Below are 25,575 nucleotides of genomic sequence, written 5' to 3'. Positions count from 1 at the left end.
CCGGCCCAGCGCAGCGAAACCGGGTTGCCGAAACCATGATCCGGCCGGTGAGCGTCGGGTCGTCCTCAAGAAGGTATTCACCTCGTGTTCCCCACCGTCTGCGTCATCGGACTCGGCTACGTCGGCCTTCCCACCGCAGCCGCCCTCGCGGCCAACGGAATCGAAGTCGTCGGCGTCGACGTCAACTCCCTTACCGTCGACCTCATCAACGCCGGCCGTGTCCCGTTCGTCGAGCCCGACCTGGCCGCGGCGGTGAGCGAGGCCGTGGCAACGGGACGTTTGCGGGCGACTGCGGTGCCCGAGGCGGCCGATGCCTTCATCATCGCCGTGCCTACGCCGCTCCACGAGGACCGCACCGCGGACCTGTCGTACGTACGTTCCGCCGCAGCCTCGGTGGCGAGAGTGCTCAAGACGGGTGACCTCGTTGTTCTGGAGTCCACCTCGCCGCCCGGCACGACCGTGGAATTGTCCCGGTGGCTGGGGAAGAACCGGCCCGATCTGACGTTCCCGCACGACACGCCCGCCGCGCCGGACGTTCGGATCGCCTACTGTCCCGAGCGTGTTCTGCCGGGTCGTTCGATGATCGAGATCGTGACCAACGACCGGGTGGTGGCGGGTGTCAGCGAAGGCTGTGCCCAGCGGGCGCGAGAGCTCTACGAGGTGTTCACCAGGGGGGAATGCCTGCTCACCGACGCCACGACGGCAGAGATGGCCAAGCTGAGCGAGAACGCCTTCCGGGACGTCAACATCGCCTTCGCCAACGAGCTGTCCGTGGTCTGCGATCAGCTTGGCGTTGATGTGAGGGACGTCATCGACCTGGCCAACCGGCACCCCCGCGTCGACATTCTGCGGCCCGGGCCGGGCGTCGGCGGGCACTGCATAGCCGTGGACCCCTGGTTCATCGTCTCCGCCGCGCCCGAGCAGGCCCGGCTCATCCGCCTCGCCCGCGAGGTGAACGACGGCCGGCCCGACCACGTCCTCGGCGAGATCATGCACACGGCCGGACGGTTCAAGGATCCGGTGATCGCCTGCCTCGGGCTCGCCTTCAAGGCGAACATCGATGACCTGAGGGAGAGCCCCGCCCTGCACATCGTCACGCAGCTGGCCGATCGCCAAACCGGCCGGCTGCTGGTGGCGGAGCCCCACATCCAGGCGCTCCCCGAGTCACTGGCACGTACGGGCAGGGCCGAACTCGTAGACGTCACCACCGCCGTGCGAGACGCGGACGTGATCGTCCTGCTCGTGGACCACGACGCCTTCCGGGGGGTGAAGCGGACCGCGCTGCGCGGGAAGGCCGTGTTCGACACCCGCGGGTTCTGGCGCTGACGCGCCGCCGCCGGCGAACTCCGCGGGCCGCGCGCACAGCCCCAGCCAGTGGCCGATCGCCCGTACCGTACGGTCCGCAGCGAGCCCGTCGCCGTACGGGTTGACGGCCCTCGCCATCGTTGCGTACGCCGACCGGTCGTGCAGGAGCCGCCGCACCTCCTTCACTATCCGTTCGCGATCGGTCCCCACCAGCCGAGAGGTGCCGGCCCTCAGGGCCTCGGGGCGTTCCGTGGTGTCCCGCATGACCAGCACCGGCTTGCCCAGACCCGGGCCCTCCTCCTGGACGCCGCCGCTGTCGGTGAGTATGAGGTGCGCCCGGCCCATCAGATGGGCAAAGGCTCCGTAGCCGAGAGGTTCCGTCAGCCGCACGTTCTCCAGATGCCGCACCCAGGGCCGGATCGTCGTCCGCACCACCGGATTGGGGTGCAGCGGCACCACAATGAGCAGGTCGGGTTCGCTTCGTGCGAGATCGGCAAGAGCGCCACCGATGGACTCCATGCCGTTCCCCCACGCCTCGCGGCGATGGGCCGTCACCAACAGGACGCGGCGCGCCGTGTCGTCGAGGTCGGACAGCGCGGGGTCCCCGTAGCGCACCCTGCGTCCGACCGCCCAGCGCAGGGCGTCGATGACCGTGTTCCCGGTGACGACGACGGACGAAGGGGCGACACCGTCCCGCAGCAGGTTGTCCCGGGCGTGACGGGTGGGCGCCAGATGCAGGGACGCCAGTTGGGTGACGAGCCGGCGGTTGACCTCCTCGGGGAAGGGCGCGTACCGGTCGTGGGTGCGCAGACCGGCTTCCAGATGGACCACGGGGACACGACTGTAGAAAGCGGCGAGAGCCCCCGCGAACGCGGTTGTGGTGTCGCCCTGGACCAGTACGGCGTCCGGAGCCTCCCGCTGCAGCAGCGGACACAGTCCGTCGAGGACGCGCACGGTGATGTCGGCCAGGGACTGACGGTGGGTGAGGATATCCAGGTCGTGTTCGGCACGGATGCCGAACAACGTGTGCACCTGGTCGAGCAACTCGCGGTGCTGGGAGGTCACCGTCACGGTCGGGCGGAACATCGAGGACCGGCGGAGTGCCTCGATGACGGGCGCCATCTTTATGGCCTCCGGTCTGGTCCCGTACACGACCATCAGCCGCTTCAACCCAGTGTCCTCTCCGTTGAATGGAGCACCGCAGGAACAGACTCTGCTCGCCGAAGCTCCCTCGCTGACTGATCGTCGCAGCCGCAGGCTGACCGTAGGCTGCCTTCCATGAGCATCATCGGTGTCGGGATCGACGTGGCCGAGATCGACCGGTTCCGGGTGTCGCTGGACCGGACGCCCGGGCTGGCCGATCGGCTGTTCCTGGAGAGTGAGTTGCTGCTGCCCAGCGGGGAGCGGCGCGGCGTCGCCTCGCTCGCGGTGCGGTTCGCCGCGAAGGAGGCGGTGGCCAAGGCGCTGGGTGCCCCGTCCGGGCTGCACTGGACCGATGCCGAGGTGTACGTCGAGTCCAGTGGGCAGCCCCGGCTGCGGGTGACGGGGACCGTGGCCGCGCGGGCGGCGGAACTCGGCGTGCGGTCCTGGCACGTGTCGCTCAGCCACGACGCCGGAGTGGCGTCGGCCGTGGTGATCGCCGAGGGCTGAGCGGGCCGGGTGCGGGCACCGGCGTTTCCGGGGCAGACTCGGACCCATGCGTACTGCGTACAGCGTGGAGACGGTAAGGGCGGCCGAGCGGGAGTTGATGGCGCGGCTGCCGGACGGGGCGCTGATGCAGCGGGCCGCCGCCGGGCTGGCCGCTGCCTGCGCGGACCTGCTCGGGCGGGTGTACGGCAGCAGGGTGGTGCTGCTCGTGGGGAGCGGGGACAACGGCGGGGACGCGCTGTACGCGGGGGCGCGGCTGGCGCGCCGCGGTGCCGGGGTCACCGCCGTGCTCCTGTCGCCCGAGCGCACCCACCCGGGTGGTCTCGGCGCCCTGCGCCGCGCCGGGGGCTTTGTGGTGGCTCCGGATTCCGCCGGGCCGGTGATCGGGCGGGCCGATCTCGTCGTGGACGGCATCGTCGGGATCGGCGGGCAGGGCGGGCTGCGGCCGGACGCGCAGGCACTGGCCGGTGCAGTCGACCGGTCCCGGGCCGCCGTCGTCGCCGTCGACCTGCCGAGCGGGGTCGAGGCGGACACCGGGGAGGTGCGGGGGGCCGCGGTCCGGGCCGACCTCACCGTCACCTTCGGGACCCACAAGCCGGGGCTGCTGATCGATCCGGCGCGGGAGCACGCCGGGTCCGTGCGGCTGGTGGACATCGGGCTCGAACTGCCGCCCGAGGCCGAGCTGGAGGCGTTGCAGCACGCGGACGTGGCACGGCTGCTGCCGTTGCCCGCGGCGGAGAGCGACAAGTACCGGCGGGGGGTGGTGGGCATCGCCGCCGGGTCCGCACGGTATCCCGGGGCCGCCGTGCTCGCGGTGTCCGGGGCGCTGCGGGGCGGGGCCGGGGCCGTGCGGTACGTCGGGCCCGCGGGCGGCGCCGTCATCGCCCGCTTCCCGGAGACGCTGGTCTCCGGCGAAGGGCCCGCCAAGGCGGGGCGGGTGCAGGCCTGGGTGGTGGGTCCCGGTGCCGGGGACGAGGCGGCCACCGTGGCGGAGGTGCTGGACCTCGACGTGCCGGTGCTGCTGGACGCGGACGGGCTGCGGCTGGCCGACCGCGATGCCGTCCGGGGGCGTACGGCGCCGACGTTGATGACCCCGCACGCCGGGGAGGCGGCCGCGCTGCTCGGGGTGCGGCGCGAGGAGGTCGAGGGGGCCCGGCTGGCCGCGGTGCGGGAGCTGGCGGCGGTGTACCGGGCGACCGTGCTGCTGAAGGGGTCCACGACGTTGGTCGCGGACTTCGCGGGCGGGGCCGTACGGGTGAACGCCACGGGGACGGGATGGCTGGCCACGGCCGGGAGCGGGGACGTGCTGTCCGGGCTCGCCGGGTCGTTGCTGGCGGCGAGGCTGTCCGCGCTGGACGCGGGGAGCGTGGCGGCGTACCTGCACGGGCTGGCCGGCCGGTTCGCGGCGGACGGGGCGCCCGTGGGGGCGCACGATGTCGCCGCGCGGATCCCGGAGGCGTGGAGGGACGTGCGGGGTTGAGGTGGAGGTGCGGGGTCGGGGTGGGCGTGCGGGGTTGAGGTGGAGGCGTGGGGCCGGGGTGGGCGTGCGGGGTTGAGGTGGAGGCGTGGGGCCGGGGTGGGCGTGCGGGGTTGAGGTGGAGGTGCGGGGTCGGGGTGGGCGTGCGGGGTTGAGGTGGAGGTGCGGGGCCGGGGTGGGCGTGCGGGGTTGAGGTGGAGGCGTGGGGCCGGGGTGGGCTTACGGGGCTGAGGCGGTCACCCCTTCAGGTACGCCAGCACCGCCAGCACCCGTCGGTTGTCCTCCGGGGACTGCTCCATCCCCAGCTTCGTGAAGATCGACGCGATGTGCTTGGCCACCGCGCTCTCGCTGATGCGCAGGGCCCGGGCGACGGCCGTGTTGGAGCGGCCCTCGGCCACGAGGGCGAGGACCTCGTGCTCACGGGGGGTCAGGGAGCCGGTGCGGCCACGCTTCTAGCTGCGGGTCAGGAGTTTGACGACGACCTGGGCGTACCCAACTGCACCCCCCGGGTGACCCGTCAGCGCGGCACCCCGGTTCCGACAGGCTCACGCGTTTGGCTGATCGCATGATCAGCAGACGAATCGCGTACCGAGGCGTCGCGGTGCTGCTCGCCACCGTGACCGCTCTCCCGGCGGCCGGAACCGCCGTGGCCGCCCCCCTGCCCGCGGCCAAGCCGGCACCCCCGGCCGCCGCCCCGGACCCCGCCCCCGCGCCCGAACTGGTCCCCGGTGTCCCGCTCGGCCCGGCGCAGCCCTGGCAGATCGACACGCCCGACCAGGCGCTGCCGCCGAAGGTCTACACGCCCACCAGGAGCGAGGACGCCGTGGAGCCCAAGGACGCGGCTCCGGGCACGTACGACCTCATCGAGTACGTACCGCTCGACGACGCCGTCGCCAAGGTGACGTGCAGCAAGCAGGCCGGGCCCTACCAGCGGCAGGTGGAGCGCTGGCTGAAGCTGAAGGCGGACGGCAAGCAGTCCTCCGCCGACTGCAAGGCCGTCCGCGCCTTCCAGACCAAGCACAAGATCAAGCCGGCCATCGGGTTCGCCGGGCCGGTCACCTGGTCGACGATGATGCTGATCTCGGCCAGGAAGAACCCCAACGCGGCCAAGAAGTGCCCGGTGCGGTCGTACCGGGTCGCCTGTGTCGATCTGGACCGGCAGCTGACCTGGGTGCAGAAGGGCGGCAAGGTGGTGTTCGGGCCGGTCCCGATGCGCAGCGGGCGCCCGGCACACGTCACCCGCAAGGGCTGGCACACCATCTACTGGCGGCACAAGAACCATGTGTCGACCCTGTACGACCAGCCCATGCCCTACGCCCAGTTCTTCGACGGCGGCGAGGCCTTCCACGCCGTGTACGGCACCATCTACACGTCCGTCGGCTCCATGGGCTGCGTCAACCTGAAGGTCGGCGACGCGCGCAAGCTGTGGGACGTCCTGAAGAAGGGCGACCACGTCTACGTGTGGGGCCGGCGGCCCGGTAGCTAGGACTGCACCCGGGGCCGCCGCGGCCCTCTGAGAGACTGGGGGCGCCATGAGTGAGACTGCAACTGTGCCGACCGCGCCCCTGCGCGCCCGGGCCGAGATCGATCTGGCCGCCCTGCGCGCCAATGTGCGCACCCTGCGTGCCCGGGCGAAGGGCGCGGCCCTGATGGCCGTCGTCAAGTCCGACGGCTACGGCCACGGGGCGGTGCCGTGCGCCCGCGCGGCCGTCGAGGCCGGGGCCTCATGGCTGGGCACGGCCACGCCCGAGGAAGCCCTCGCGCTGCGCGCCGCCGGTCTGGACACGCCCGTCCTGTGCTGGCTGTGGGTGCCGGGCGGGCCCTGGCGGCAGGCGATCGAGGCGGACATCGACGTCTCGCTCAGCGGGATGTGGGCGCTGCGCGAGGTGACGGAGGCGGCCCGGCAGGCGGGCCGGCCCGCCCGGGTGCACCTGAAGGCCGACACCGGGCTCGGACGCAACGGCTGCCAGCCCGCCGACTGGCCCGAGCTGGTCGGCGAGGCCCTGCGTGCCGAGCGTGCCGGACTGGTCCGGGTCACCGGTCTGTGGTCCCACTTCGCCTGCGCCGACGAGCCCGGGCATCCCTCCATCGCCGCCCAGCTCGCCCGGTTCCGGGAGATGACGGCGTACGCCGAGGAGCAGGGCGTGCGCCCCGAGGTGCGGCATCTCGCCAACTCCCCGGCCACGCTGACCCTTCCGGAGACCCACTTCGACCTGGTCCGTACCGGTATCGCCGTGTACGGCATCTCGCCCAGCCCCGAGCTGGGCACCCCGGCCGACTTCGGCCTGCGCCCCGTGATGAGGCTCAGCGCCTCGCTCGCGCTGGTCAAGCACGTCCCGGGCGGGCACGGCGTCAGTTACGGCCACCACTACGTCACCCCCGGCGAGACCACCCTCGGCCTCGTTCCCGTGGGCTACGCGGACGGCATCCCCCGGCACGCCTCCGGCACCGGGCCGGTGCTGGTCGACGGCAAGTGGCGGACCGTCGCCGGCCGGGTCGCCATGGACCAGTTCGTGGTCGACCTGGGCGGGGACGAACCCGAAGTGGGCGCGCAGGCGGTGCTGTTCGGCCCCGGCGACCGGGGCGAGCCCACCGCCGAGGACTGGGCGCAGGCCTGTGGCACGATCGCGTACGAAATCGTCACGCGGATCGGAACGCGCATTCCTCGCGTCTATGTGAACGGGGAACAGGAGGGGTAACCCCTTCAGGACAGGGTGCTCGCGTACGACGGCACCTGTCAGCACTGGCACACCACGCACCACATCGGCACCACCTGTTTCATTCACCCAGCGAACTGCAGTACGGCGAAGAGGAGCGGTACGTGAGCGAGAGCAGTGCGGAGGCCGTGGCGGACGTCGTCGCCTCGGCGGCCGTCGCCTCCGCCGCGGGATCGGCAGGCTGGCGCAGGGCGACCGGCATCGCCGGTGCCGCGATAGGCGTCCTCGCCGCCGGTGCGGCCGCCGGTGTCGCCATCGAGCGGATGACCGTCGGCCGCGGAATGCGCCGCAGGGCCCGGCTGGCGCTGGACTCGGCGGGCCCCTACGGCACCCTGCGCGGCACGCCCGGCAAGGCGTACGCGGACGACGGCACGGAGCTGTACTACGAGGTCGACGACGTCGAGCCCGACCCGGGTCCGCAGGTCTCCCCGCGCCGCCGGCGGCTCTTCGGCCGCAAGGCGCCCGCCCCGGTCACCGTCGTCTTCTGCCACGGCTACTGCCTCAACCAGGACTCCTGGCACTTCCAGCGGGCGGCCCTGCGCGGGGTCGTACGGACCGTGCACTGGGACCAGCGCAGCCACGGGCGGTCCGGGCGGGGCGTGGCCCAGAGCCAGGACGGTGTGCCCGTCACCATCGAGGAACTCGGCCGCGACCTGAAGACGGTCCTCGACGCGGCCGTGCCGGAGGGGCCGATCGTGCTGGTCGGCCACTCCATGGGCGGTATGACGATCATGGCGCTGGCCGCCCAGTTCCCGGAGCTGATCCGGGACCGGGTCGTCGCCACCGCCCTCGTCGGCACGTCCTCGGGGCGGCTCGGCGAGGTCAGCTTCGGGCTGCCCGTCGCCGGCGTCAACGCGGTGCGCCGGGTGCTGCCCGGTGTGCTGAAGGCGCTCGGACAGCAGGCGGAACTCGTCGAGAAGGGGCGCCGGGCCACCGCCGACCTGTTCGCCGGGATCATCAAGCGGTACTCGTTCGCGTCCCGGGACGTCGACCCGGCGGTCGAGCGGTTCGCCGAGCGGATGATCGAGTCCACGCCGATCGACGTGGTCGCCGAGTTCTACCCGGCCTTCACGGACCACGACAAGACCGAGGCGCTCGCCTGCTTCCGGGACGTCCCGGTGCTGGTGCTGGCCGGGGTGCAGGATCTGATCACGCCCAGCGAGCACAGCGAGGTCATCGCCGACCTGCTGCCCGACGCCGAGCTGGTGCTCGTGGCGGACGCCGGGCACCTGGTGATGCTGGAGCACCCGGAAGTGGTCATAGACCGCCTCGCCGACATGCTCGCCCGCGCCGGGGCAGTGCCGCTAGCGGCTACCGTAAGTGGCTGTGACTCCGCCTCTTCCTGAGGGGCGGCCCCAGCCTTCCGGCTGCGGTTCAGCCCGAACCGATCCCTCACGGGACGTCACCGCTGTACTACCGCCGTAAGTGAGTGATCATGGAACTAACCGCCGTGCCGAACGACCCCGCTGAGACCCGGCTGACCATCACCTCTCCCGAGCAGATGCGGGAGCTGGGCCGGCGGCTGGCCAAGCTGCTGCGTGCGGGCGACCTGGTGATGCTCTCCGGGGAGCTGGGCGCGGGCAAGACGACGCTGACCCGCGGGCTCGGCGAGGGGCTCGGGGTGCGCGGTGCGGTCACCTCGCCCACCTTCGTGATCGCCCGTGTGCACCCCTCCCTCGGCGGCGGCCCGCCGCTCGTCCACGTGGACGCCTACCGGCTCTCCGGCGGCCTCGACGAGATGGAGGACCTCGACCTGGACGTCTCCCTGTCCGACTCGGTGATCGTCGTGGAGTGGGGCGAGGGCAAGGTCGAGGAGCTGACCGAGGAGCGGCTGCAGGTCGTCATCCACCGGGCCGTCGGGGACACCACCGACGAGGTCCGGCACGTGACGCTGACCGGCCTTGGGCAGCGCTGGTCGGACGCGGACCTGGAAACACTCACGGCCTGACGGAACCGGCCGAGCGGCCTGGGCAAGCCGGCCGAACAGCCTGGGCGAGCCGGTCGGGCGGCCTGGGCGAAACGGCCTGGGCGAGCCGGTCGGGCGGCCTGGGTGGAACGCGGCCTGGGTGAACCGGTCGAGCGGCCTGGGTGAGCCGACCGGACCGGTCCGGGCGAATCTGGCCGAGCGGCTCCGACGGGCCGGATCGGCTGTACGGCCGGGTGGCTCTCCGGCCGGCCCGGGCGGCCCTCCAGCGGGCCCGGGCGGCTTCATGGTGGGCCGAGCCGGCTTTCGCGTCGATCCGACCGGCTTTCCCGCCGATCCGAGCGGGTTTCCCGCCGGTCGCAGTGGCCTTCACGCCGACCTGAGCGGTTTTCCGCCCGGCGGGTCCGAGCGGCTTTCGGCGGCCGGGTCTGTTTCCAGCCGCCGGACCGAGCGGTGATGCGACGGTCCCGGGCGGCCCTCCGGCAGGCCCCGGCGGCGTTCCCTCCGGCCCGGGCGGCCTTCCCGCTGGCCCGGGCGGCTTTTCGACACGCCCCACCGGCTTTCCGACAAGCCGTCGGCAAGATATTGCGCAGGACGTCCCGGGCGTGGTCACATGGTATCCAGTCCGTGGTTAGGTCTGCCTAACCACGCCCGCCCCCGCACTTCAGGAGGCGTCCATGTCCGCTTCTCGGCCCACGGAGCCGGCCGCCGAGCCGCCCACGCCCACCGGGGTGTCCATGCGCGAGCTGCTGGCCTCTTGCGCGGCCGCGAACGCGGTCTCCAGGCCGCCGCGCGAGCCGGATGAGGCGCAGCCCCGGGCCCCGCGCCCCGAAGGGGCGCCGGGAACCGCGCGGCCGGCCGCGACGGCGCTGCCGTCGGCCGACGGCGTGTCGCGGCTCCGGCGGAGCGCCTAGCGGATCACCACCACCGGCACGCCGATCGTCGCGAACCTCCACGTCGCGTCGCCGTCCGCCCGCGTCTCGCGGATGCCGCCGGTCTTCACCCCTTCGGCGGCCCAGCCGGAGCCGCTGCCCACGGCCGCGCTGAAGCCGATCGTCACACCGTCGATGCTGGTGAAGCGCACCACGTGCTCGACCGGGATGCCGTCCGTCCCGGTGGCCGCGTTGGAGCGGGAGGTGACCCAGTACCTTCCCGGCGGCGGGTCGACGGTGCCCGGGTGCACCCCGAAGCTGCGCTCCACCCGGCCCCTCTCGTCGATCAGCCAGACGCGGTCGTCGTCCACCGAGTACACGACGCGTTCACCCGCTCCGGTACCGCTCGGCAGGGCGCCGGGGTTGCGCCGGTCGCGCGGCGCCTTGGTGGCCTTCGCCGCGGGTGACGCGCTCGCGCCCGGCCGGCCGGCCAGGCCCGCCGGAGCGGTCGCCTGCGCCTGGTAGGCGAGGAATCCCACGGTGCCGACGGCCACCGCGATGAGGCCGGCCACGATCCCCGAGCTGGTCCTTGCCACGTGCACCACCTCTGCCTCGCGTCATATGTCGTACTTCGTACAGACCGTAGCAGTCGGTCACGGTCTGCCCCGGACGGCCGTGCACGAGCCCCGGGGCCCGTGTCGGAAATACCCGCCCGCCCGCCCCGCGGGGCCCGGCACGCACGGCTCCGCCGCCGGACGAACGCGCGCCTGCGCCTCCGCACCGCCCCGGGGTGCCCACGTGTCCGTACCGCCCTGAGCCGCCCGCGCGTCTCCGTACCGCCCCGGGGCGCCCGCGCGTCTCCGTACCGCCCCGGGGCGCCCGCGCCTCCGTACTGCCCCCGGGGCGCCCCCCGCCTCCGGTACCGCCCCGAAGCTGCCCGCGCGTCCCCGTACCGCCCCCGCCGGCCCCGTATCCGTACCGCCCCGGGACGCCCCCGTATCCGTGCCGCCGGGGCGTGCCCGCGCTCCGCGCGGGCGACGGATTTCCGACACAGGCCCCGCGGCGCCGTAGGCTGTTCGCGTGCTCTTGCTCGCTCTGGATACCGCCACACCCGCCGTCACCGTCGCGCTGCACGACGGCACGGACGTCATCGCCTCGTCGAGTCAGGTGGACGCGCGCCGGCACGGAGAGCTGCTGCTGCCGGCCGTCGACCGCGTGCTCGCCGACTCCGGGCTCAAACTGGACGCGGTCACCGGGATCGTCGTCGGTACCGGCCCCGGCCCCTACACCGGCCTGCGCGTCGGTCTGATGACCGCCGACACCTTCGGCCTCGCGCTCGGCGTCCCCGTGTACGGCCTGTGCACGCTGGACGGCCTCGCGTACGCCGCCGACATCGAGAAGGGCCCCTTCGTCGTGGCGACCGACGCCCGGCGCAAGGAGGTCTACTGGGCGAAGTACGCCGACTCCCGCACCCGCCTGACCGGCCCGGCCGTCGACCGCCCTGCCGACATCGCCGAGCGTGTCGCAGGGCTCCCCGCGGTCGGCGCGGGTGCGCTGCTGTACCCGGACACGTTCCCGAGCGCCCATGAACCCGAGCACGTGTCGGCCGCCGCCCTCGCCTCCCTGGCCGCCGAGAAGCTGGCCTCGGGCGAGGAGCTGCCGGCGCCGCGCCCGCTCTACCTGCGCCGACCCGACGCGCAGGTCCCCAAGAACTACAAGGTGGTCACCCCCAAGTGACGCAACCGGCAACCCTGCGAATGCGCGAGATGCGCTGGTGGGACATCGACCCGGTGCTGGAGCTGGAGAAGGACCTGTTCCCCGAGGACGCCTGGTCCCGGGGCATGTTCTGGTCCGAGCTGGCCCACTCCCGGGGCTCCGAGGCCACCCGCCGCTACCTCGTGGCCGAGGACGACGGCCGTATCGTCGGCTACGCCGGGCTCGCCGCCTCCGGCGAGCTGGCCGACGTCCAGACGATCGCCGTCGCCCGCGAGCTCCAGGGCACCGGCCTCGGCGCCCGCCTGCTGACCGAGCTGCTGAAGGCCGCCACCTCCTTCGAGTGCTCCGAGGTCATGCTCGAATGCCGGGTCGACAACGTCCGTGCCCAGAAGCTCTACGAGCGCTTCGGCTTCGAGCCCATCGGCTTCAGGCGCGGCTACTACCAGCCGGGGAACGTGGACGCCCTGGTGATGCGCCTGACCACGGAATCCAAGAGCGACTCCGCCGCGGGTTCTTCCTCCGTACAAGGAACCGAGACCAATGACTGACGAACCTCTCGTCCTCGGCATCGAGACCTCCTGCGACGAGACCGGCGTCGGCATCGTCCGCGGCACCACCCTGCTGGCGGACGCCGTCGCCTCCAGCGTCGACGAGCACGCCCGCTTCGGCGGCGTCGTACCCGAGGTGGCGTCCCGCGCCCACCTGGAGGCGATGGTCCCGACCATCGACCGCGCGCTCAAGGACGCGGGTGTCTCCGCGAAGGACCTCGACGGCGTCGCGGTCACCGCGGGTCCCGGTCTCGCGGGCGCCCTGCTCGTCGGCGTCTCGGCGGCGAAGGCGTACGCCTACGCGCTCGGCAAGCCCCTGTACGGCGTCAACCACCTCGCCTCGCACATCTGCGTGGACCAGCTGGAGCACGGTCCGCTGCCGGAGCCGACGATGGCCCTGCTGGTGTCCGGCGGCCACTCCTCCCTGCTGCTGTCCGAGGACATCACCTCCGACGTCCGCCCGCTGGGCTCGACCATCGACGACGCGGCAGGCGAGGCCTTCGACAAGATCGCCCGGGTGCTGAACCTCGGCTTCCCCGGCGGCCCGGTCATCGACCGCTACGCGCGCGAGGGCGACCCGGAGGCGATCGCCTTCCCGCGCGGCCTGACCGGCCCGCGCGACGCGGCGTACGACTTCTCCTTCTCCGGCCTGAAGACGGCGGTGGCCCGCTGGATCGAGGCCAAGCGGGCGGCGGGCGAGGAGGTCCCGGTGCGGGACGTGGCCGCGTCCTTCCAGGAGGCGGTGGTGGACGTCCTCACCCGCAAGGCGGTCCGCGCCTGCAAGGACGAGGGCGTCGACCACCTGATGATCGGCGGCGGTGTCGCCGCCAACTCCCGGCTGCGCGCCCTCGCCCAGGAGCGCTGCGAGTCGGCCGGAATCCGGCTGCGCGTCCCGCGCCCCAAGCTGTGCACGGACAACGGCGCGATGGTCGCCGCGCTCGGCGCCGAGATGGTCGCCCGCAACCGGGCCGCCTCCGGCTGGGACCTGTCCGCCGACTCCTCGCTGCCGGTGACCGACCCGCACGTCCCGGCCCACGACCATGTGCACGAGGTCAGCAAGGAGAACCTGTACTCATGACCGTGGCCCTGATGTGGGAGGCCCGGGCCGCCGAAGGGCGGGGCGGGGAACTGCTGGCCTGGGCGCGGGGACAGGACCTCGTCCCCGAGCCGCTGCGCCGGGAGACCTTCCGGGCCCCGCAGGACCGGGTCCTGGTCATCACATGGTGGGACGCCCCGTACGACGCCTCGCTGCCCGAACTCCCCGATCCGGATGGGGAGTTGGCGACGCGGGCGGTGCACCGGTGGCGGTTCGAGCCGGTGGACGGGGACCGGCCGGAGCGCTGACTGGCGGGAACGCCCGTCCGGGCGCTATGATCATCACACGCGAACGGCCGGAAACCCGGTCCGGACGCAGTGCGTTGGTGGTCCAAGGAAAGACGCCCCGCTTCCTGCGGGGAAATGCAGGTGCAAGGCCTGCCCGGCGCTCCATGAAACACCCCGTCCCCTTCCCTGGGGGCGGGGTGTTCGCGTTGCGGGTGCACCGCCCCGCCCGTGGCGGCCTCGGCATGAGAAATTCCCGAGAAAACCGTTTCTCACGGCTTCCGCTAACAGTGCGCTAATAATTCGGACCTACGTTCCTGCCCGTGACGCGACACGAGGAGCAAGGCGACGTCGGCAGACGGGCGGGCCGGCGGTCGAGAGCGCTGAAGGCGGCCGGTCTCGCCCTGGCGGGAGTCCTGGTGCTGGGCGCGGCCACCGCCGGCTATGCGTACTGGCACCTCGACAACAACATCAAGAGCGTCGACATCGACAGCGCACTCGGCGACAACCGCCCCGCCAGGGCGGCGCTCACCCCGGACGGGTCCGCCTCGGCCGTCGCCGCGCCGCTGCCGACCGGATCCCTGAACATCCTGGTCCTCGGCTCCGACTCGCGCAGCGGCAAGGCCAACAAGGCCCTGGGCGGCGGCGACAGTTCCGGCGCCCGCTCGGACACGGCGATGGTGGTGCACATCGACGCCGGCCGCAGGACGGCGACCGTCGTCAGCATCCCGCGCGACACCCTGGTCAACCGCCCGTCCTGTCCGCTGCCCTCCGGCGGCTCGACAGCGGTTGCCGGCCGATCGATGTTCAACAGCGCCTACTCCGTGGGCGGTCCGGTGTGCGCGGTCAAGACCGTCGAGTCGATGACGAACGTCCGCATGGACCACTACGTCGAGATCGACTTCTCCGGCTTCGCCCGGCTGGTGGACGCGCTGGGCGGCGTCACGGTCACCACCGGCCAGGACATCGACGACAGCCTGAGCCATCTGCATCTGAAGGCCGGAACCCACCATCTCGACGGCACCCGGGCCCTCGCCCTCGCCCGCACCAGGCACGGCATAGGCGACGGCAGCGACCTGGGCCGCATAGGCCTGCAGCAGAAGCTGGTCAAGGCCCTCCTGGACCGGATGGCGGCCATCGACCTGCTCACCGACCCCGCCAAGCTCTACCGGGTCGCCGACGCGGTCACCGCCAGCCTCACCACGGACACCGGCCTGGACTCCCTGGGCGAGCTGACGAAGCTCGGCCAGAGCCTCAGGGGTCTCACCTCCGGCCGGGTGAAGACGGTGATGATGCCCGTCGTCGCGGCACCCTCCGACCCCAACCGGGTGGTGGCAGAGGAACCGGCGGCGAGCGACCTTTGGGCCTCCCTGCGCTGAGCGGCCCGGCCGAGCGCACCGGCGTCCCGGCCGCCATCAAGCCCCTCGACGCCGACAAGCTCCAGTACTTCGACATCCGCGGCGGCACCACCGGCGACCTCAACGGCGACGGCCGCGACGACTTCGCCCTGTCCGCGTACTGCGGCGACGGGGTCGACTGCACCAAGGTGCTCCTGAGCACCCCCTCGGGCTTCGTCCCGGGCCCCGCCGTCCCCGGAGACGGCGCGGTGGCCATCGGGGACGTCAACGGCGACGGCCACGCCGACCTCGTCACCGGCCGGGTCGAAGAGGAAGAGATCTGGGTGGCCTACGGCTCGGCCGCCGGCCTGGGGGCGCCCAGCACCTGGAAGAGGTTCACCCAGGACACCCCCGGCGTTCCCGGTGCCACGGAGAGCCTGGACAGGTTCGGCACCTCGGTCGCCGTCGGTGACATCACCGGCGACGGCATCGACGACGTGGCGGTCGGCGTGCCGGGCGAGAACCGCTCCGAGGGTGTGGTCGACGTGCTGCGCGGCAGCCGCTCCGGCGTCACCGGCACCGGTGCGCAGGCCTTCGGCCAGAACACCAAGGGCGTGCCCGGCACCGCCGAGGTGGACGACGACTTCGGGTCCACGGTCGCCCTGGTCGACATCAACCGCAACGGACATGCCGACCTGGCCGCCGCCGCGCCGGACGAGGACGCGGGCAACGGCGCGGTCTGGGTCCTGCGCGGCCGCCCCACGGGCCTGGTCGCGGACGCGGCCCTCGCCTTCGGCGGGAAGGCGGTGGGCGCGCCGTACACGAAGGCGTCGTTCGGGTCCGCGCTCCAGTAGGGATCCGGCGCAGACCGCTTGGGCTCCGGCAGACCGGTCGAGCTGCGGTAGACCGGTCGAGCTTCGGCGGGCCGGTTGGACTCCGGCAGACCGGTCGAGTTCCGGCGGGCCGGTCGAGCTTCGGCGGGCCGGTTGGACTCCGGCAGACCGGTCGAGTTCCGGCGGGCCGGTCGAGCTTCGGCAAGCCGGTCGAGCTCCGGCGGAAAAACCTCGAAGAATCTTCGGCAGGTGTGTCGATCCGGGTCGCTCCCGTTCGACGCACAGGTGAGCGGCGGGGGAAGGCCCCGCCGCCCGACCGAAGGAGTCACCATGCCCCGTTACCTGTCGCTCGTGCGCATCGACGAGTCCACCGCCCCCGCCGAGGGACCCAGCGAGGAGCTGATGCGGCGGATGGGTGAGCTGATCGAGGAGGTCACCAAGGCCGGCGTGATGCTCGACACCGCGGGCCTGACGCCCTCCGCCCAGGGCACCCGGGTGCGCTGGGAGGGCGGGAAGATCTCCGTCACCGACGGGCCCTTCACCGAGTCCAAGGAGGTCATCGGCGGCTACGCGCTCATGCAGTGCAAGGACAAGGCCGAGGCCCTGGAGTGGACCAAGCGGTTCCTGAAGGTCCACGAGGAGTTCTGGACGGTCACCTGCGAGGTCAGGGAGATCGCGGAAGGCTGAGCCCTTCCTTGGCCCCGGGCCGTCCGGGGGTGTTGCATGGTGGGCTGTGGAAGCACAGCCCACCGCGGCACATGCCATCGAGACCGTTTTCCGCCTGGAGTCCCCGCGGGTCGTCGCCGGCGTCGCCCGGATCGTCCGGGACGTCGGCATCGCCGAGGAACTGGCACAGGACGCGCTGGTCGCGGCCCTGGAACGCTGGCCCCGGGACGGCGTGCCCGACAACCCCGGGGCGTGGCTCATGGCCACCGCCCGGCACCGCGCCGTCGACCTGGTCCGGCGCCGCGAGAACTACGCCCGCAAGCTCGCCGAGATCGGCCGGGACCTCACCACCACGGCCCTGCCCGAGGAGCCCGCCGACCCGGACGACATCGACGACGACCTGCTGCGGCTCGTCTTCACCACCTGCCACCCGGTGCTGTCGCCCGAGGCCCGCACCGCGCTCACCCTGCGCCTGCTCGGCGGTCTGACCACGGCCGAGATCGCCCGGGCCCACCTGGTCCCGGAGCCGACGATCGCCCAGCGCATCGTCCGCGCCAAGCGCACCCTGGCCACGAAGAACGTTGCCTTCGAGGTGCCGTACGGCCCCGACCGCGAAGCCCGGCTCGGGTCCGTCCTGGACGTCATCTACCTGGTCTTCAACGAGGGGTACGCGGCCACCGCGGGCGACGACTGGCTGCGCCCCGGGCTGTGCGAGGACGCCCTGCGCCTGGCCCGCCTGCTCTGTGCCCTGATGCCCGAGGAACCCGAGGTGCACGGCCTGACCTCGCTGCTGGAGTTCCAGGCCTCCCGCACCGCCGCCCGCACCGGCCCCGACGGCACACCGGTGCTCCTCCAGGACCAGGACCGCCGCCGCTGGAACCGCATGCTCATCGCCCGCGGCATCCGCGCCCTGGACCGCGCCGGCGCCACCTCCACCGGCGCGCCGGGCCGCTACGCCCTGCAGGCGGCCATCGCCGCGTGCCACGCGCACGCGTACTCCTACGAGGAGACCGACTGGCGGACCATCGCCACCCTGTACGGCCTGCTCGCCGTCCGCTCGCCGTCCCCGGTCGTCGAACTGAACCGCGCCGTCGCCGTGTCGATGGCCGAGGGCCCGGCCGAGGCCCTGGAGCTGGTGGACGCGCTGGCCGCCGAGCCCGCCCTGCGGGACTACCATCTGCTGCCCAGCGTGCGCGGCGACCTGCTGGCGCGGCTGGGCCGTACCGACGAGGCCCGCGAGGAGTTCGTCCGTGCGGCGGCACTGACCCGCAACGACAGCGAGCGCCGGCTGCTGCGGGCGAAGGTGCGTTCCCTGCCCGGCCGGTGAGGGACTACGGCCGCACGGGGGACCCGATCAGCATGGTCGGCGCCCCCGCGACCCGGGTCAGGAACACCGTCGCCGCGCGGGGCCCCTGCGGCTTGACCTTCCTGCGCAGCTCCTCCGGTTCCACCGCCGAGCCGCGCTTCTTCACGGTCAGCGTGCCGACCTCCCGCTCCCGCAGCAGGGCCTTCAGCTTCTTGACGTTGAAGGGGAGCTGATCGGTGATCTCGTAGGCGGAGGCGTACGGGGTGGGGTGCAGCGCGTCGGCGGTGACGTACGCGATGGTCGCGTCGACCAGGCCGCCGCCGACCTCCTCGGCCACCTCGGCGACCAGATGCGCGCGGATGACGGCGCCGTCCGGCTCGTACAGGTACCGTCCCACGGACCTCACCCGGGGATCCGGCAGCCCCCGGGAGCGGAGCGTGCGCGGGCCCGGCAGCAGGGTGGCCCGGACCAGGCCCGGCTCGGTGCCGAACCACAGCACGGCCTCCTTCACGTCCCCGCCGTCCGAGATCCACTCGGCCTCGGCCTCGGCCGGGACCGCCTCGTGCGGGACGCCGGGGGCGATCTTCAGGGCCGCGCGGGGAGCCCCGAGAGCCGTGGCGACCGCCCAGGACAGGGGCGGCGAGTAGGCCTCCGGGTCGAAGATCCGGCCCCGCCCGCCCCGCCGGGCCGGGTCCACGAACACGGCGTCGTAGCCCGCCGTGCTCACCTGGGTGACGTCCGCCTCCCGCACCTCGATCAGCTCGGCGAGCCCCAGTGCCTCGGCGTTCGCGCGGGCCGCGGCCGCCGTCAGCGGATCCCGGTCCACGGCCAGCACCCGGATCCCGGCCCGCGCCAGCGCGATCGCGTCGCCGCCGATCCCGCAGCACAGGTCGGCGACCGAGGTCACCCCCTGCTCCTTCATGCGGGCCGCCCGGTACGCTGCCACGCTCGCCCGCGTCGACTGCTCGACCCCGTTCGGCGTGAAGAACATCCGCCCGGCGTCCGCCGCCCCGAACTTCGCCGCCGCCCGCTGCCGCAGCCGGGCCTGTCCGAGCGCCGCCGACACCAGGCCGGCGGGGTGGTCACGGCGCAGCCGGGTGGCGACGGCCAGCTCCTGGGCGGGATCGGTGTCGCGCACCTCGTCGAGGAGGGCGCGGCCTTCGGGGGTGAGGAGGGGGGCGAGGTCGTTCACCGGCTCATTGTGGGCCAGTCGGTGGATGGTGCGCTTCCGGCGGCCCTGTCGGGCCGGATCCGGGGTCCGGTCCTGGGAAGATCCGGCGCTATGCGACTAGTAGTACAAAATGACAAATCTCGGGCACGGCTTCGCGCGGTCGCCCTTCGCTGCGGAGCGGCCGCGCTGGCCTCCGCCGCCTTCGCCTCCGGCTGCGCCGCCCCCGGCGCGGACTCCGGCGCCCACGCCAGGGGCGGTGAACCCGGGCACGGCGGCCCCGCCCGGGCCCTGGACCCCCGGGCCCGCGCCGCCGCCGAGCACGCCCGACTGGTCGCCGCCGCCCGGCACTGGAAACTGAACCGGGTGCCGCTGGCGCCCCCGGCCCCGCCGGCCAGGAAGCCGGAGATCACCCCCCGCGACGGCTTCGAGGTGGACGGCCAGGAGGAGGAGAACCTGCCCCCGGTCTTCACCACCGTCCCCACCAAGCAGAAGGTCGTCTTCCTCACCATCGACGACGGTGACAACAAGGACCCCGACTTCCTGCGCATGATGAGCGACCTGAAGGTCCCCTACTCGGCGTTTCTCAGCAACTACCTCGTCAAGGACGACTACGGCTTCTTCCGCACGATGCAGTCGCAGGGCCACACCCTCAACAACCACACCCTGACCCACCCGTATCTGCCCGGCCTGTCCTACGAGGAGCAGAAGGCCGAGATCTGCGGCATGCAGGACATCATGAAGAAGCAGTTCGGCAAGGCGCCCACCGTCTTCCGCCCGCCCTACGGCAACTACAACGGCGACACCCTGCGCGCCGCCAAGTCCTGCGGCATCAAGTACGCGCCGATCTGGGACGAGGAGGTCTTCGTCGACCACTGGGAGTACCGCGACTGGGACCGCAGCCTGCACCCCGGCGACATCGTGCTCACCCACTTCCGCGGCCGCAAGGACTGGGACGGCACGATGGTCGACGACATGCGCAGATTCCTGAACAAGGTCACGCGCGAGGGGTACGCCGTGGCACGCCTGGAGGACTACCTGTGAGTTCGCGAGGCGCGCGGAGCGGTCCGGGACGTGTGCACGGCGGCCCGCGAGGTGTGCGGGCCGCCCTGGCCGCCGCCCTCGCCCCGGCCCTCCTCCTCGCCGGCTGCGCCCAGTCCGTCGACCCCATCGAACGCCTCGGCAAGAAGGCCGCGCAGAGGGTACGGCCGTCGCGCCCGGCTGGAGACGAGGCGTACCGCCGCTGGGGCCTGGCCGCCCCGCTCGCCGCCCCGCCCAGCCCCCCGGTCCGCCTCCTGACGGCCCATGGGGCCGATCCCTCCCGCCCCCGGGCCGTGGACCGCGTCAGGACCACCGACAAGGTCGTCTTCCTTACCTACGACGACGGTGCCGAGCGGGACCCCCGGTTCGTCGACATGGTCCGCGAACTGCGGCTGCCGGTCAGCTTCTTCCTCACCGACAGCGTCGTGGGACCCGGGTACGGCCACTTCGCCCGGCTGCGCGCGGTCGGCGCCGGCATCGAGAACCACACCCTCCACCACCCGGCGCTGCCCGGACTGCCCTACGCCGGCCAGCGCGCCGAGATCTGCGGGCAGCAGGACAAACTCAAGTCCCGCTTCGGCATCCGCCCCCGCCTCTTCCGCCCGCCCTACGGCACGTTCGACTCCACCACCCTGCGCGCGGCAGCCGACTGCGGCATCTCCACGCTCGTCCTGTGGCGCGCCGCCATGACCCCCGACGGCATCACCTATGTGCGGGGCGCCGGACACCTGAGCCCGGGCGACATCGTCCTCGTCGGCCCCGACGAGGCCACGGGCCCCACCCTCAAGGAACGCACGCGGCGCCTGCTGCGCCGGATCCAGGCGAAGGGACTGACGGTGGGCCGTCTGGAGGACTACCTGTAGCCGGACGCTCCGGCCCTCCGCGGGCTTGCCGGCGTCCTGGACCTCGGGGCCCTCTCTGGCCCCGAAGAAGCTCCGGGCACCCGGGATCCCCGGCCGACGCGCGGCACGGCATTGGCACTCCGCTTGACCGAGTGCTAATCGCGGTCATAGTCTCGGCTCTGGCACTCCCCACTGGAGAGTGCCAACAAAGCGACGGGCAGGTCCGGCACCCGCGACGACGGATCCACCTGGTCGCCACCTCAGACAGTTAACCCCGTGAGATCTCCGAAGGGGGAGGTCGGATCGTGACGACCACCAGCTCCAAGGTTGCCATCAAGCCGCTCGAGGACCGCATCGTGGTCCAGCCGCTCGACGCCGAGCAGACCACCGCCTCTGGCCTGGTCATTCCGGACACCGCGAAGGAGAAGCCCCAGGAGGGCGCCGTCCTCGCCGTGGGCCCGGGCCGGTTCGAGAACGGCGAGCGCCTGCCGCTCGACGTCAAGGTCGGCGACGTCGTCCTGTACAGCAAGTACGGCGGCACCGAGGTGAAGTACAACGGTGACGAGTACCTCGTCCTCTCGGCTCGCGACGTCCTCGCGATCATCGAGAAGTAATCACCTCAAGCATTCCGCTTGAAGCTGCGCCCCTGGCCCCCGCGACCACATGAGAAGCCGGGCGCCGGGGCGCAGTTCTTTTTTCACCCACAGATTCCGAGAGGGCTCCCGCTGTCATGGCGAAGATCCTGAAGTTCGACGAGGACGCCCGTCGCGCCCTCGAGCGCGGCGTCAACAAGCTGGCCGACACGGTGAAGGTGACGATCGGCCCCAAGGGCCGCAACGTCGTCATCGACAAGAAGTTCGGCGCTCCCACCATCACCAACGACGGTGTCACGATCGCCCGCGAGGTCGAGATCGAGGACCCGTACGAGAACCTCGGCGCCCAGCTGGTGAAGGAGGTGGCGACCAAGACCAACGACATCGCTGGTGACGGCACCACCACCGCCACCGTGCTCGCCCAGGCGCTGGTGCGCGAGGGCCTGAAGAACGTCGCCGCCGGTGCCTCCCCGGCCGCCCTGAAGAAGGGCATCGACGCCGCGGTCAAGGCCGTCTCCGACGAGCTGCTGGCCTCGGCCCGCCCGATCGACGAGAAGTCCGACATCGCCGCCGTCGCCGCGCTGTCCGCCCAGGACCAGCAGGTCGGCGAGCTGATCGCCGAGGCCATGGACAAGGTCGGCAAGGACGGTGTCATCACCGTCGAGGAGTCCAACACCTTCGGTCTGGAGCTGGACTTCACCGAGGGCATGGCCTTCGACAAGGGCTACCTGTCGCCGTACTTCGTGACGGACCAGGAGCGCATGGAGGCCGTCCTGGAGGACCCCTACATCCTCATCAACCAGGGCAAGATCTCCTCCATCCAGGACCTGCTGCCGCTGCTGGAGAAGGTCATCCAGTCGGGTGCCTCCAAGCCGCTGCTGATCATCGCCGAGGACCTTGAGGGCGAGGCCCTCTCCACCCTCGTCGTGAACAAGATCCGCGGCACGTTCAACGCCGTCGCGGTCAAGGCCCCGGGCTTCGGCGACCGCCGCAAGGCGATGCTGGAGGACATGGCCGTCCTCACCGGCGCCACCGTCATCTCCGAGGAGGTCGGCCTCAAGCTCGACCAGGCCGGTCTGGACGTGCTGGGCTCCGCCCGCCGCGTGACGGTCACCAAGGACGACACGACCATCGTCGACGGCGCCGGCAAGTCCGAGGACGTCCACGGCCGCGTCAACCAGATCAAGGCCGAGATCGAGAACACCGACTCCGACTGGGACCGCGAGAAGCTCCAGGAGCGCCTCGCGAAGCTGGCCGGCGGCGTGTGCGTGATCAAGGTCGGCGCCGCCACCGAGGTGGAGCTGAAGGAGAAGAAGCACCGTCTGGAGGACGCCATCTCCGCGACCCGCGCCGCGGTCGAGGAGGGCATCGTCTCCGGTGGTGGCTCCGCCCTGGTCCACGCCGTCAAGGTCCTCGAGGGCAACCTCGGCAAGACCGGCGACGAGGCCACGGGTGTCTCGGTCGTCCGCCGCGCCGCCGTCGAGCCGCTGCGCTGGATCGCCGAGAACGCCGGCCTGGAGGGCTACGTCATCGTCTCCAAGGTGGCCGAGCTGGAGAAGGGCAACGGCTACAACGCCGCCTCCGGCGAGTACGGCGACCTGGTCAAGGCCGGCGTCATCGACCCGGTCAAGGTCACCCGCTCCGCCCTGGAGAACGCCGCCTCCATCGCCTCCCTGCTGCTCACGACCGAGACCCTGGTCGTCGAGAAGAAGGAAGAGGAGCCGGCCGAGGCGGGCCACGGCCACGGCCACGCCCACTGACGCACCTCAGCACCGAGGCCCGGCACCCTGTGGGGTGCCGGGCCTTCGCTGTGCCAAGCCTTCGCTGTGCCGGGCCTTCGCTGTGCCGGCCGCCGTGTCCCGGCCGGCCAGGGCCTGCCGGCAGGTCGTGCCGGAAGCGCACCGACGAGGCACCGTTGCCCGGAGCCGGCCCGGCCCGCCGGACGGCCCCGGGAGCCGGCTAGTTCTCCAGCGCGTCCAGCGCCCCCAACTGCCCGAGCAGCCCGAGCCGGTCGTACTGCCACCAGCCCTCGTGGAGCTTGCCGTCGCCGCCGAGGCGGAAGATGGTCGTCCCGGTCATCGAGACCTGGCGGCCGGTGTTGGGCAGGCCCAGGAACTCACCGGTCTGGATGCCGTTCCAGGTCCAGCGGGTGCACACCCGGTCCCCCTGGGTGATCTGGTCCCCGACCGTGAAGGTGAAGTCGAAGGCGCCCCGCCACATCTCGATCTCACGCCGCATGTTGTCCAGCCCGAGGGTGTCCTGCTCGTTGGCCGGATCGTGGTCGTGGTAGTTCTCCGCGAGCAGGTCGTTCAGCGGCGGCAGCGGGCCCTGCACCGCGATCGTGTCGAAGAACCGGCGGGCCGTGGCCGCCTGCAGCGGCTCGTCGCGCACCACGTCCAGGTCCGTGAAGGTTGGGGTCCCGTCGCACAGGGCGACCATCTCCCGGAAGATCGTGTCGGTCTCCGGCAGGTTCGAGTTCCGCACCGCCTCCTCGTACGACGGGAACTCCACGATCTCGATGACGTGCGTCGCGTCCGAGCGGTCCGTGCCGACCACCGCGTGCGTCGCCGTCCGCTTCCCCTTGGTCTTCTCGACCCACTGGTCCATCAGCCGGTTCATGTCGTCGAGCCGGCTGGTCCTGCAGTCGATGAGCTGTACGAACGTCATGGCGCCGCCTCCCGGCCTCCTGGGTCCGGATCCGTCAGGCCCATTTTCCCACCGGAACGCGGACGCCACCCGTCCTACTGGGGGCCGTACTTGCGGCCCGTCCGGGAGCTGATTCCGCCCATCAGCCCACGCGGGGTGACCTTCACCAGACCCATCAGCGCCTTGTACCGGGGATCCGGGACGGAGAGCGTCTTGCCGCGCGCGAGGTCGGCCAGGGCCGCCGCGACCAGCTTGTCCGCGTCCAGCCACATCCAGCCGGGGATGTTGTCCGTGCCCATCCCGGCCCGCTGGTGGAACTCGGTGCGCACGAAACCCGGGCACAGCGCCATCAGCCGCACCCCGCTGCCGGCCATGTCCTTCGCCGCGCCCTGGGTGAACTGCACGACCCAGGCCTTCGAGGCGCCGTACGTGCCCCGCGGCACGAAGGCCGCCACCGACGCCACGTTCACCACCCCGCCGCGCCCGCGCTCGCGCATCGCCCCGGCCGCCGCCGACGTCAGCCGGAGCACCGCCTCGCAGTGCACCTTGAGCATCTTCAGCTCGTCGTCCATGGACACTTCGAGATAGCGGCCCTTGTTGCCGAAACCGGCGTTGTTGACCAGCAGGTCGACCGGGTTCTTCCGGTCGCCGAGCCGGTCGGCCACCGTCTCGATGCCCTTGTCCTCGGCCAGGTCGGCGGCGAGCACCTCCGCCTCGATGCCGTGCCGGTCGTGCAGCTCGGTCGCCTGCTCGCGCAGCCGGCCGGTGTCCCGCGCCACCAGGACGAGGTCATGCCCGTCAGCCGCCAGCCGCCGCGCGAACGCGGCACCGATTCCCGCGGTCGATCCCGTAATCAGAGCCGTTGTCATGGCCCAAGGGTAGTGACCCGGACCGACAGCGTCCGCTGTCCGTCCGCTGTGCGCCCGCCGCCCGGTGACGGCTTCTCAGCGGGCCTGTCCGGCGACGTACTTGCGGGCCGTGGCCAGCGCCTCGCTGTGCAGCGCCTCGCCCGCCGCGAGCAGCCGCGGCAGCAGCTCGCGTTCGGTGGTGACCGCACGGAACTGCATCGCCGCCGTCACCCCGTGGTCCGGACGGTGCACGATCGCGACCGGATCACCCGCCCGGATCTCACCCGGTTCGATCACCCTCAGATAGGCGCCCGTCGCGCCCTTCCGGGTGAATCTCTTCACCCAGCCCCGCTCGCCCAGATGGCCCTGGAACGTACGGCACGGAATCCGGCCCGAGGTCACCTCCAGGACCACCTCGGAACCGATCCGCCAGCGTTCGCCGATCAGCGCCCCGGACACGTCCAGGCCCTCGGTCGTGAGGTTCTCCCCGAAGGAACCGTTGGCCAACGACCGGCCCAGCTCCCGCTCCCAGTCGTCGAGGTCCTCGCGCGCGAAGGCGTACACCGCCTGCTCGTCGCCGCCGTGATGGCGCAGGTCGCACACCGCGTCCCCGGCGACCCCGCTCGCGCCGGCCCCCTTGGGACCGGGAGCCGCCACCCGGACCGGCCCCTCGGCCGGCCGCTTGTCGATGCCCGTCACACCCTCCGCCTGGTCCGTGTACGGCACCGGCTGGGGACGGCCCACGTTGACCGAGAGAAGCTTCATGACA

25 protein-coding genes and 2 pseudogenes are annotated in these 25,575 nt (G+C 72.4%); 20 read left to right on the top strand and 7 right to left on the bottom strand.

Going from position 1 to position 25,575, the window contains the following annotated elements; all coding sequences use genetic code 11:
* Positions 1-84: 84 nt before the first annotated feature.
* Positions 85-1,263, top strand: a pseudogene (gene wecC / locus ACZ7P3_RS19790) (UDP-N-acetyl-D-mannosamine dehydrogenase); the annotation flags it as partial.
* On the opposite strand, the gene wecB reads toward wecC, so the two are convergent.
* A complete protein-coding gene (wecB, locus tag ACZ7P3_RS19785; protein WP_472083348.1) occupies positions 1,165-2,475 on the bottom strand; it encodes a non-hydrolyzing UDP-N-acetylglucosamine 2-epimerase in 1,311 nt (436 codons plus the stop codon). The pseudogene wecC and the gene wecB sit on opposite strands and share 99 nt — an antisense overlap.
* A gap of 108 nt (positions 2,476-2,583) precedes the next feature.
* On the opposite strand from wecB, the gene ACZ7P3_RS19780 reads away from it, so the two are divergent.
* A complete protein-coding gene (locus ACZ7P3_RS19780) occupies positions 2,584-2,955 on the top strand; it encodes a holo-ACP synthase (RefSeq protein ID WP_472083346.1) in 372 nt (123 codons plus the stop codon).
* 46 nt (positions 2,956-3,001) lie between these two features.
* A complete protein-coding gene (locus tag ACZ7P3_RS19775) occupies positions 3,002-4,432 on the top strand; it encodes an NAD(P)H-hydrate dehydratase (RefSeq protein ID WP_472083344.1) in 1,431 nt (476 codons plus the stop codon).
* 233 nt (positions 4,433-4,665) lie between these two features.
* Here ACZ7P3_RS19775 and ACZ7P3_RS19770 read toward each other — a convergent pair.
* A pseudogene (locus ACZ7P3_RS19770) lies at positions 4,666-4,860 on the bottom strand (response regulator transcription factor); the annotation flags it as partial.
* Between the two features lie 134 nt (positions 4,861-4,994).
* Between ACZ7P3_RS19770 and ACZ7P3_RS19765 the strand changes: the two are divergent.
* The 5 genes from ACZ7P3_RS19765 to ACZ7P3_RS19745 all read left to right on the top strand — a co-directional run bounded on the left by ACZ7P3_RS19765 (position 4,995) and on the right by ACZ7P3_RS19745 (position 9,984).
* Positions 4,995-5,915, top strand: a complete 921-nt coding sequence (locus ACZ7P3_RS19765) for a L,D-transpeptidase family protein (protein WP_472083342.1) — start codon at positions 4,995-4,997, stop codon at positions 5,913-5,915.
* A gap of 46 nt (positions 5,916-5,961) precedes the next feature.
* Positions 5,962-7,128 (top strand): alanine racemase, encoded by a 1,167-nt coding sequence (alr, locus tag ACZ7P3_RS19760; protein WP_472083340.1) that lies wholly within the window; start codon positions 5,962-5,964, stop codon positions 7,126-7,128.
* 122 nt (positions 7,129-7,250) lie between these two features.
* Positions 7,251-8,492, top strand: coding sequence for an alpha/beta fold hydrolase (locus ACZ7P3_RS19755; protein WP_472083338.1), 1,242 nt, complete (start codon positions 7,251-7,253; stop codon positions 8,490-8,492).
* 89 nt (positions 8,493-8,581) lie between these two features.
* On the top strand, positions 8,582-9,094 hold the full coding sequence (tsaE, locus tag ACZ7P3_RS19750) for a tRNA (adenosine(37)-N6)-threonylcarbamoyltransferase complex ATPase subunit type 1 TsaE (protein WP_472083336.1): 513 nt from the start codon (positions 8,582-8,584) through the stop codon (positions 9,092-9,094).
* Positions 9,095-9,747: 653 nt separating this feature from the next.
* On the top strand, positions 9,748-9,984 hold the full coding sequence (locus ACZ7P3_RS19745) for a hypothetical protein (protein WP_472083334.1): 237 nt from the start codon (positions 9,748-9,750) through the stop codon (positions 9,982-9,984).
* Here the strand turns inward: ACZ7P3_RS19745 and ACZ7P3_RS19740 are convergent.
* On the bottom strand, positions 9,981-10,538 hold the full coding sequence (locus ACZ7P3_RS19740) for a hypothetical protein (protein WP_472083332.1): 558 nt from the start codon (positions 10,536-10,538) through the stop codon (positions 9,981-9,983). The two genes, ACZ7P3_RS19745 and ACZ7P3_RS19740, sit on opposite strands and share 4 nt — an antisense overlap.
* Positions 10,539-11,022: 484 nt before the next feature.
* On the opposite strand from ACZ7P3_RS19740, the gene tsaB reads away from it, so the two are divergent.
* From tsaB to ACZ7P3_RS19700, 8 genes are all read left to right on the top strand, one after another.
* On the top strand, positions 11,023-11,679 hold the full coding sequence (tsaB, locus tag ACZ7P3_RS19735) for a tRNA (adenosine(37)-N6)-threonylcarbamoyltransferase complex dimerization subunit type 1 TsaB (RefSeq protein ID WP_472083330.1): 657 nt from the start codon (positions 11,023-11,025) through the stop codon (positions 11,677-11,679).
* A 29-nt stretch (positions 11,680-11,708) separates the two neighbouring features.
* Positions 11,709-12,206 carry a ribosomal protein S18-alanine N-acetyltransferase gene (gene rimI / locus ACZ7P3_RS19730; RefSeq protein ID WP_472083876.1) on the top strand — a complete coding sequence of 166 codons (498 nt, stop codon included), beginning with the start codon at positions 11,709-11,711 and terminating at the stop codon, positions 12,204-12,206.
* The gene (tsaD, locus tag ACZ7P3_RS19725; protein ID WP_472083328.1) at positions 12,199-13,284 is read left to right on the top strand and encodes a tRNA (adenosine(37)-N6)-threonylcarbamoyltransferase complex transferase subunit TsaD; all 1,086 of its coding nucleotides are present in this window, start codon (positions 12,199-12,201) and stop codon (positions 13,282-13,284) included. Before rimI ends, tsaD begins: the two co-directional genes overlap by 8 nt.
* The gene (locus ACZ7P3_RS19720; RefSeq protein ID WP_472083326.1) at positions 13,281-13,550 is read left to right on the top strand and encodes a hypothetical protein; all 270 of its coding nucleotides are present in this window, start codon (positions 13,281-13,283) and stop codon (positions 13,548-13,550) included. The genes tsaD and ACZ7P3_RS19720 overlap by 4 nt, the downstream gene beginning before the upstream one ends.
* 299 nt (positions 13,551-13,849) lie before the next feature.
* Positions 13,850-14,905 carry an LCP family protein gene (locus ACZ7P3_RS19715; RefSeq protein WP_472083324.1) on the top strand — a complete coding sequence of 352 codons (1,056 nt, stop codon included), beginning with the start codon at positions 13,850-13,852 and terminating at the stop codon, positions 14,903-14,905.
* Positions 14,887-15,717 (top strand): FG-GAP and VCBS repeat-containing protein, encoded by an 831-nt coding sequence (locus tag ACZ7P3_RS19710; protein WP_472083322.1) that lies wholly within the window; start codon positions 14,887-14,889, stop codon positions 15,715-15,717. Before ACZ7P3_RS19715 ends, ACZ7P3_RS19710 begins: the two co-directional genes overlap by 19 nt.
* Positions 15,718-16,026: 309 nt before the next feature.
* On the top strand, positions 16,027-16,383 hold the full coding sequence (locus tag ACZ7P3_RS19705) for a YciI family protein (protein WP_472083320.1): 357 nt from the start codon (positions 16,027-16,029) through the stop codon (positions 16,381-16,383).
* 46 nt (positions 16,384-16,429) lie between these two features.
* Entirely contained in the window at positions 16,430-17,689 is a 1,260-nt protein-coding gene (locus ACZ7P3_RS19700) for an RNA polymerase sigma factor (RefSeq protein WP_472083318.1), read from the top strand.
* Positions 17,690-17,693: 4 nt separating this feature from the next.
* On the opposite strand, the gene ACZ7P3_RS19695 is transcribed toward ACZ7P3_RS19700, so the two are convergent.
* Positions 17,694-18,860 (bottom strand): THUMP-like domain-containing protein, encoded by a 1,167-nt coding sequence (locus ACZ7P3_RS19695; RefSeq protein ID WP_472083316.1) that lies wholly within the window; start codon positions 18,858-18,860, stop codon positions 17,694-17,696.
* Positions 18,861-18,950: 90 nt separating this feature from the next.
* Here ACZ7P3_RS19695 and ACZ7P3_RS19690 point away from each other — a divergent pair, with 90 nt between their 5' ends.
* The 4 genes from ACZ7P3_RS19690 (at position 18,951) to groL (ending at position 23,072) form a co-directional block, all read left to right on the top strand.
* Positions 18,951-19,880 carry a polysaccharide deacetylase family protein gene (locus tag ACZ7P3_RS19690; protein ID WP_472083314.1) on the top strand — a complete coding sequence of 310 codons (930 nt, stop codon included), beginning with the start codon at positions 18,951-18,953 and terminating at the stop codon, positions 19,878-19,880.
* A 32-nt stretch (positions 19,881-19,912) separates the two neighbouring features.
* Complete coding sequence (locus tag ACZ7P3_RS19685) at positions 19,913-20,740, top strand: polysaccharide deacetylase family protein (protein WP_472083874.1); 828 nt, start codon at positions 19,913-19,915, stop codon at positions 20,738-20,740.
* Between the two features lie 284 nt (positions 20,741-21,024).
* Positions 21,025-21,333, top strand: a complete 309-nt coding sequence (groES, locus tag ACZ7P3_RS19680; protein WP_066995800.1) for a co-chaperone GroES — start codon at positions 21,025-21,027, stop codon at positions 21,331-21,333.
* 116 nt (positions 21,334-21,449) lie between these two features.
* The gene (gene groL, locus ACZ7P3_RS19675; RefSeq protein ID WP_472083312.1) at positions 21,450-23,072 is read left to right on the top strand and encodes a chaperonin GroEL; all 1,623 of its coding nucleotides are present in this window, start codon (positions 21,450-21,452) and stop codon (positions 23,070-23,072) included.
* Positions 23,073-23,271: 199 nt separating this feature from the next.
* Here groL and ACZ7P3_RS19670 read toward each other — a convergent pair whose 3' ends face one another.
* From ACZ7P3_RS19670 to ACZ7P3_RS19660, 3 genes are all read right to left on the bottom strand, one after another.
* The gene (locus tag ACZ7P3_RS19670) at positions 23,272-23,979 is read right to left on the bottom strand and encodes an ester cyclase (RefSeq protein ID WP_472083310.1); all 708 of its coding nucleotides are present in this window, start codon (positions 23,977-23,979) and stop codon (positions 23,272-23,274) included.
* Positions 23,980-24,053: 74 nt separating this feature from the next.
* Positions 24,054-24,827, bottom strand: coding sequence for an SDR family NAD(P)-dependent oxidoreductase (locus tag ACZ7P3_RS19665; protein WP_472083308.1), 774 nt, complete (start codon positions 24,825-24,827; stop codon positions 24,054-24,056).
* 75 nt (positions 24,828-24,902) lie between these two features.
* Entirely contained in the window at positions 24,903-25,571 is a 669-nt protein-coding gene (locus ACZ7P3_RS19660) for an MOSC domain-containing protein (RefSeq protein ID WP_472083306.1), read from the bottom strand.
* Positions 25,572-25,575 lie beyond the last annotated feature (4 nt).

This window comes from Streptomyces sp. NPDC107581, assembly GCF_055657175.1.
The sequence above is the reverse complement of the archived record's forward strand: the minus strand, read 5'-3'. Positions and strand labels throughout refer to the sequence as shown.

Coding starts and splice junctions, on each gene's coding strand:
- ACZ7P3_RS19780 (WP_472083346.1), top strand. CDS start 2,584: ATGAGCATCATCGGTGTCGGGATCGACGTGGCCGAGATCGACCGGTTC.
- ACZ7P3_RS19775 (WP_472083344.1), top strand. CDS start 3,002: ATGCGTACTGCGTACAGCGTGGAGACGGTAAGGGCGGCCGAGCGGGAG.
- ACZ7P3_RS19765 (WP_472083342.1), top strand. CDS start 4,995: ATGATCAGCAGACGAATCGCGTACCGAGGCGTCGCGGTGCTGCTCGCC.
- alr (WP_472083340.1), top strand. CDS start 5,962: ATGAGTGAGACTGCAACTGTGCCGACCGCGCCCCTGCGCGCCCGGGCC.
- tsaE (WP_472083336.1), top strand. CDS start 8,582: ATGGAACTAACCGCCGTGCCGAACGACCCCGCTGAGACCCGGCTGACC.
- ACZ7P3_RS19745 (WP_472083334.1), top strand. CDS start 9,748: ATGTCCGCTTCTCGGCCCACGGAGCCGGCCGCCGAGCCGCCCACGCCC.
- rimI (WP_472083876.1), top strand. CDS start 11,709: ATGCGCTGGTGGGACATCGACCCGGTGCTGGAGCTGGAGAAGGACCTG.
- tsaD (WP_472083328.1), top strand. CDS start 12,199: ATGACTGACGAACCTCTCGTCCTCGGCATCGAGACCTCCTGCGACGAG.
- ACZ7P3_RS19720 (WP_472083326.1), top strand. CDS start 13,281: ATGACCGTGGCCCTGATGTGGGAGGCCCGGGCCGCCGAAGGGCGGGGC.
- ACZ7P3_RS19705 (WP_472083320.1), top strand. CDS start 16,027: ATGCCCCGTTACCTGTCGCTCGTGCGCATCGACGAGTCCACCGCCCCC.
- ACZ7P3_RS19690 (WP_472083314.1), top strand. CDS start 18,951: ATGCGACTAGTAGTACAAAATGACAAATCTCGGGCACGGCTTCGCGCG.
- groL (WP_472083312.1), top strand. CDS start 21,450: ATGGCGAAGATCCTGAAGTTCGACGAGGACGCCCGTCGCGCCCTCGAG.
- ACZ7P3_RS19670 (WP_472083310.1), bottom strand. CDS start 23,979: ATGACGTTCGTACAGCTCATCGACTGCAGGACCAGCCGGCTCGACGAC.
- ACZ7P3_RS19665 (WP_472083308.1), bottom strand. CDS start 24,827: ATGACAACGGCTCTGATTACGGGATCGACCGCGGGAATCGGTGCCGCG.
- ACZ7P3_RS19660 (WP_472083306.1), bottom strand. CDS start 25,571: ATGAAGCTTCTCTCGGTCAACGTGGGCCGTCCCCAGCCGGTGCCGTAC.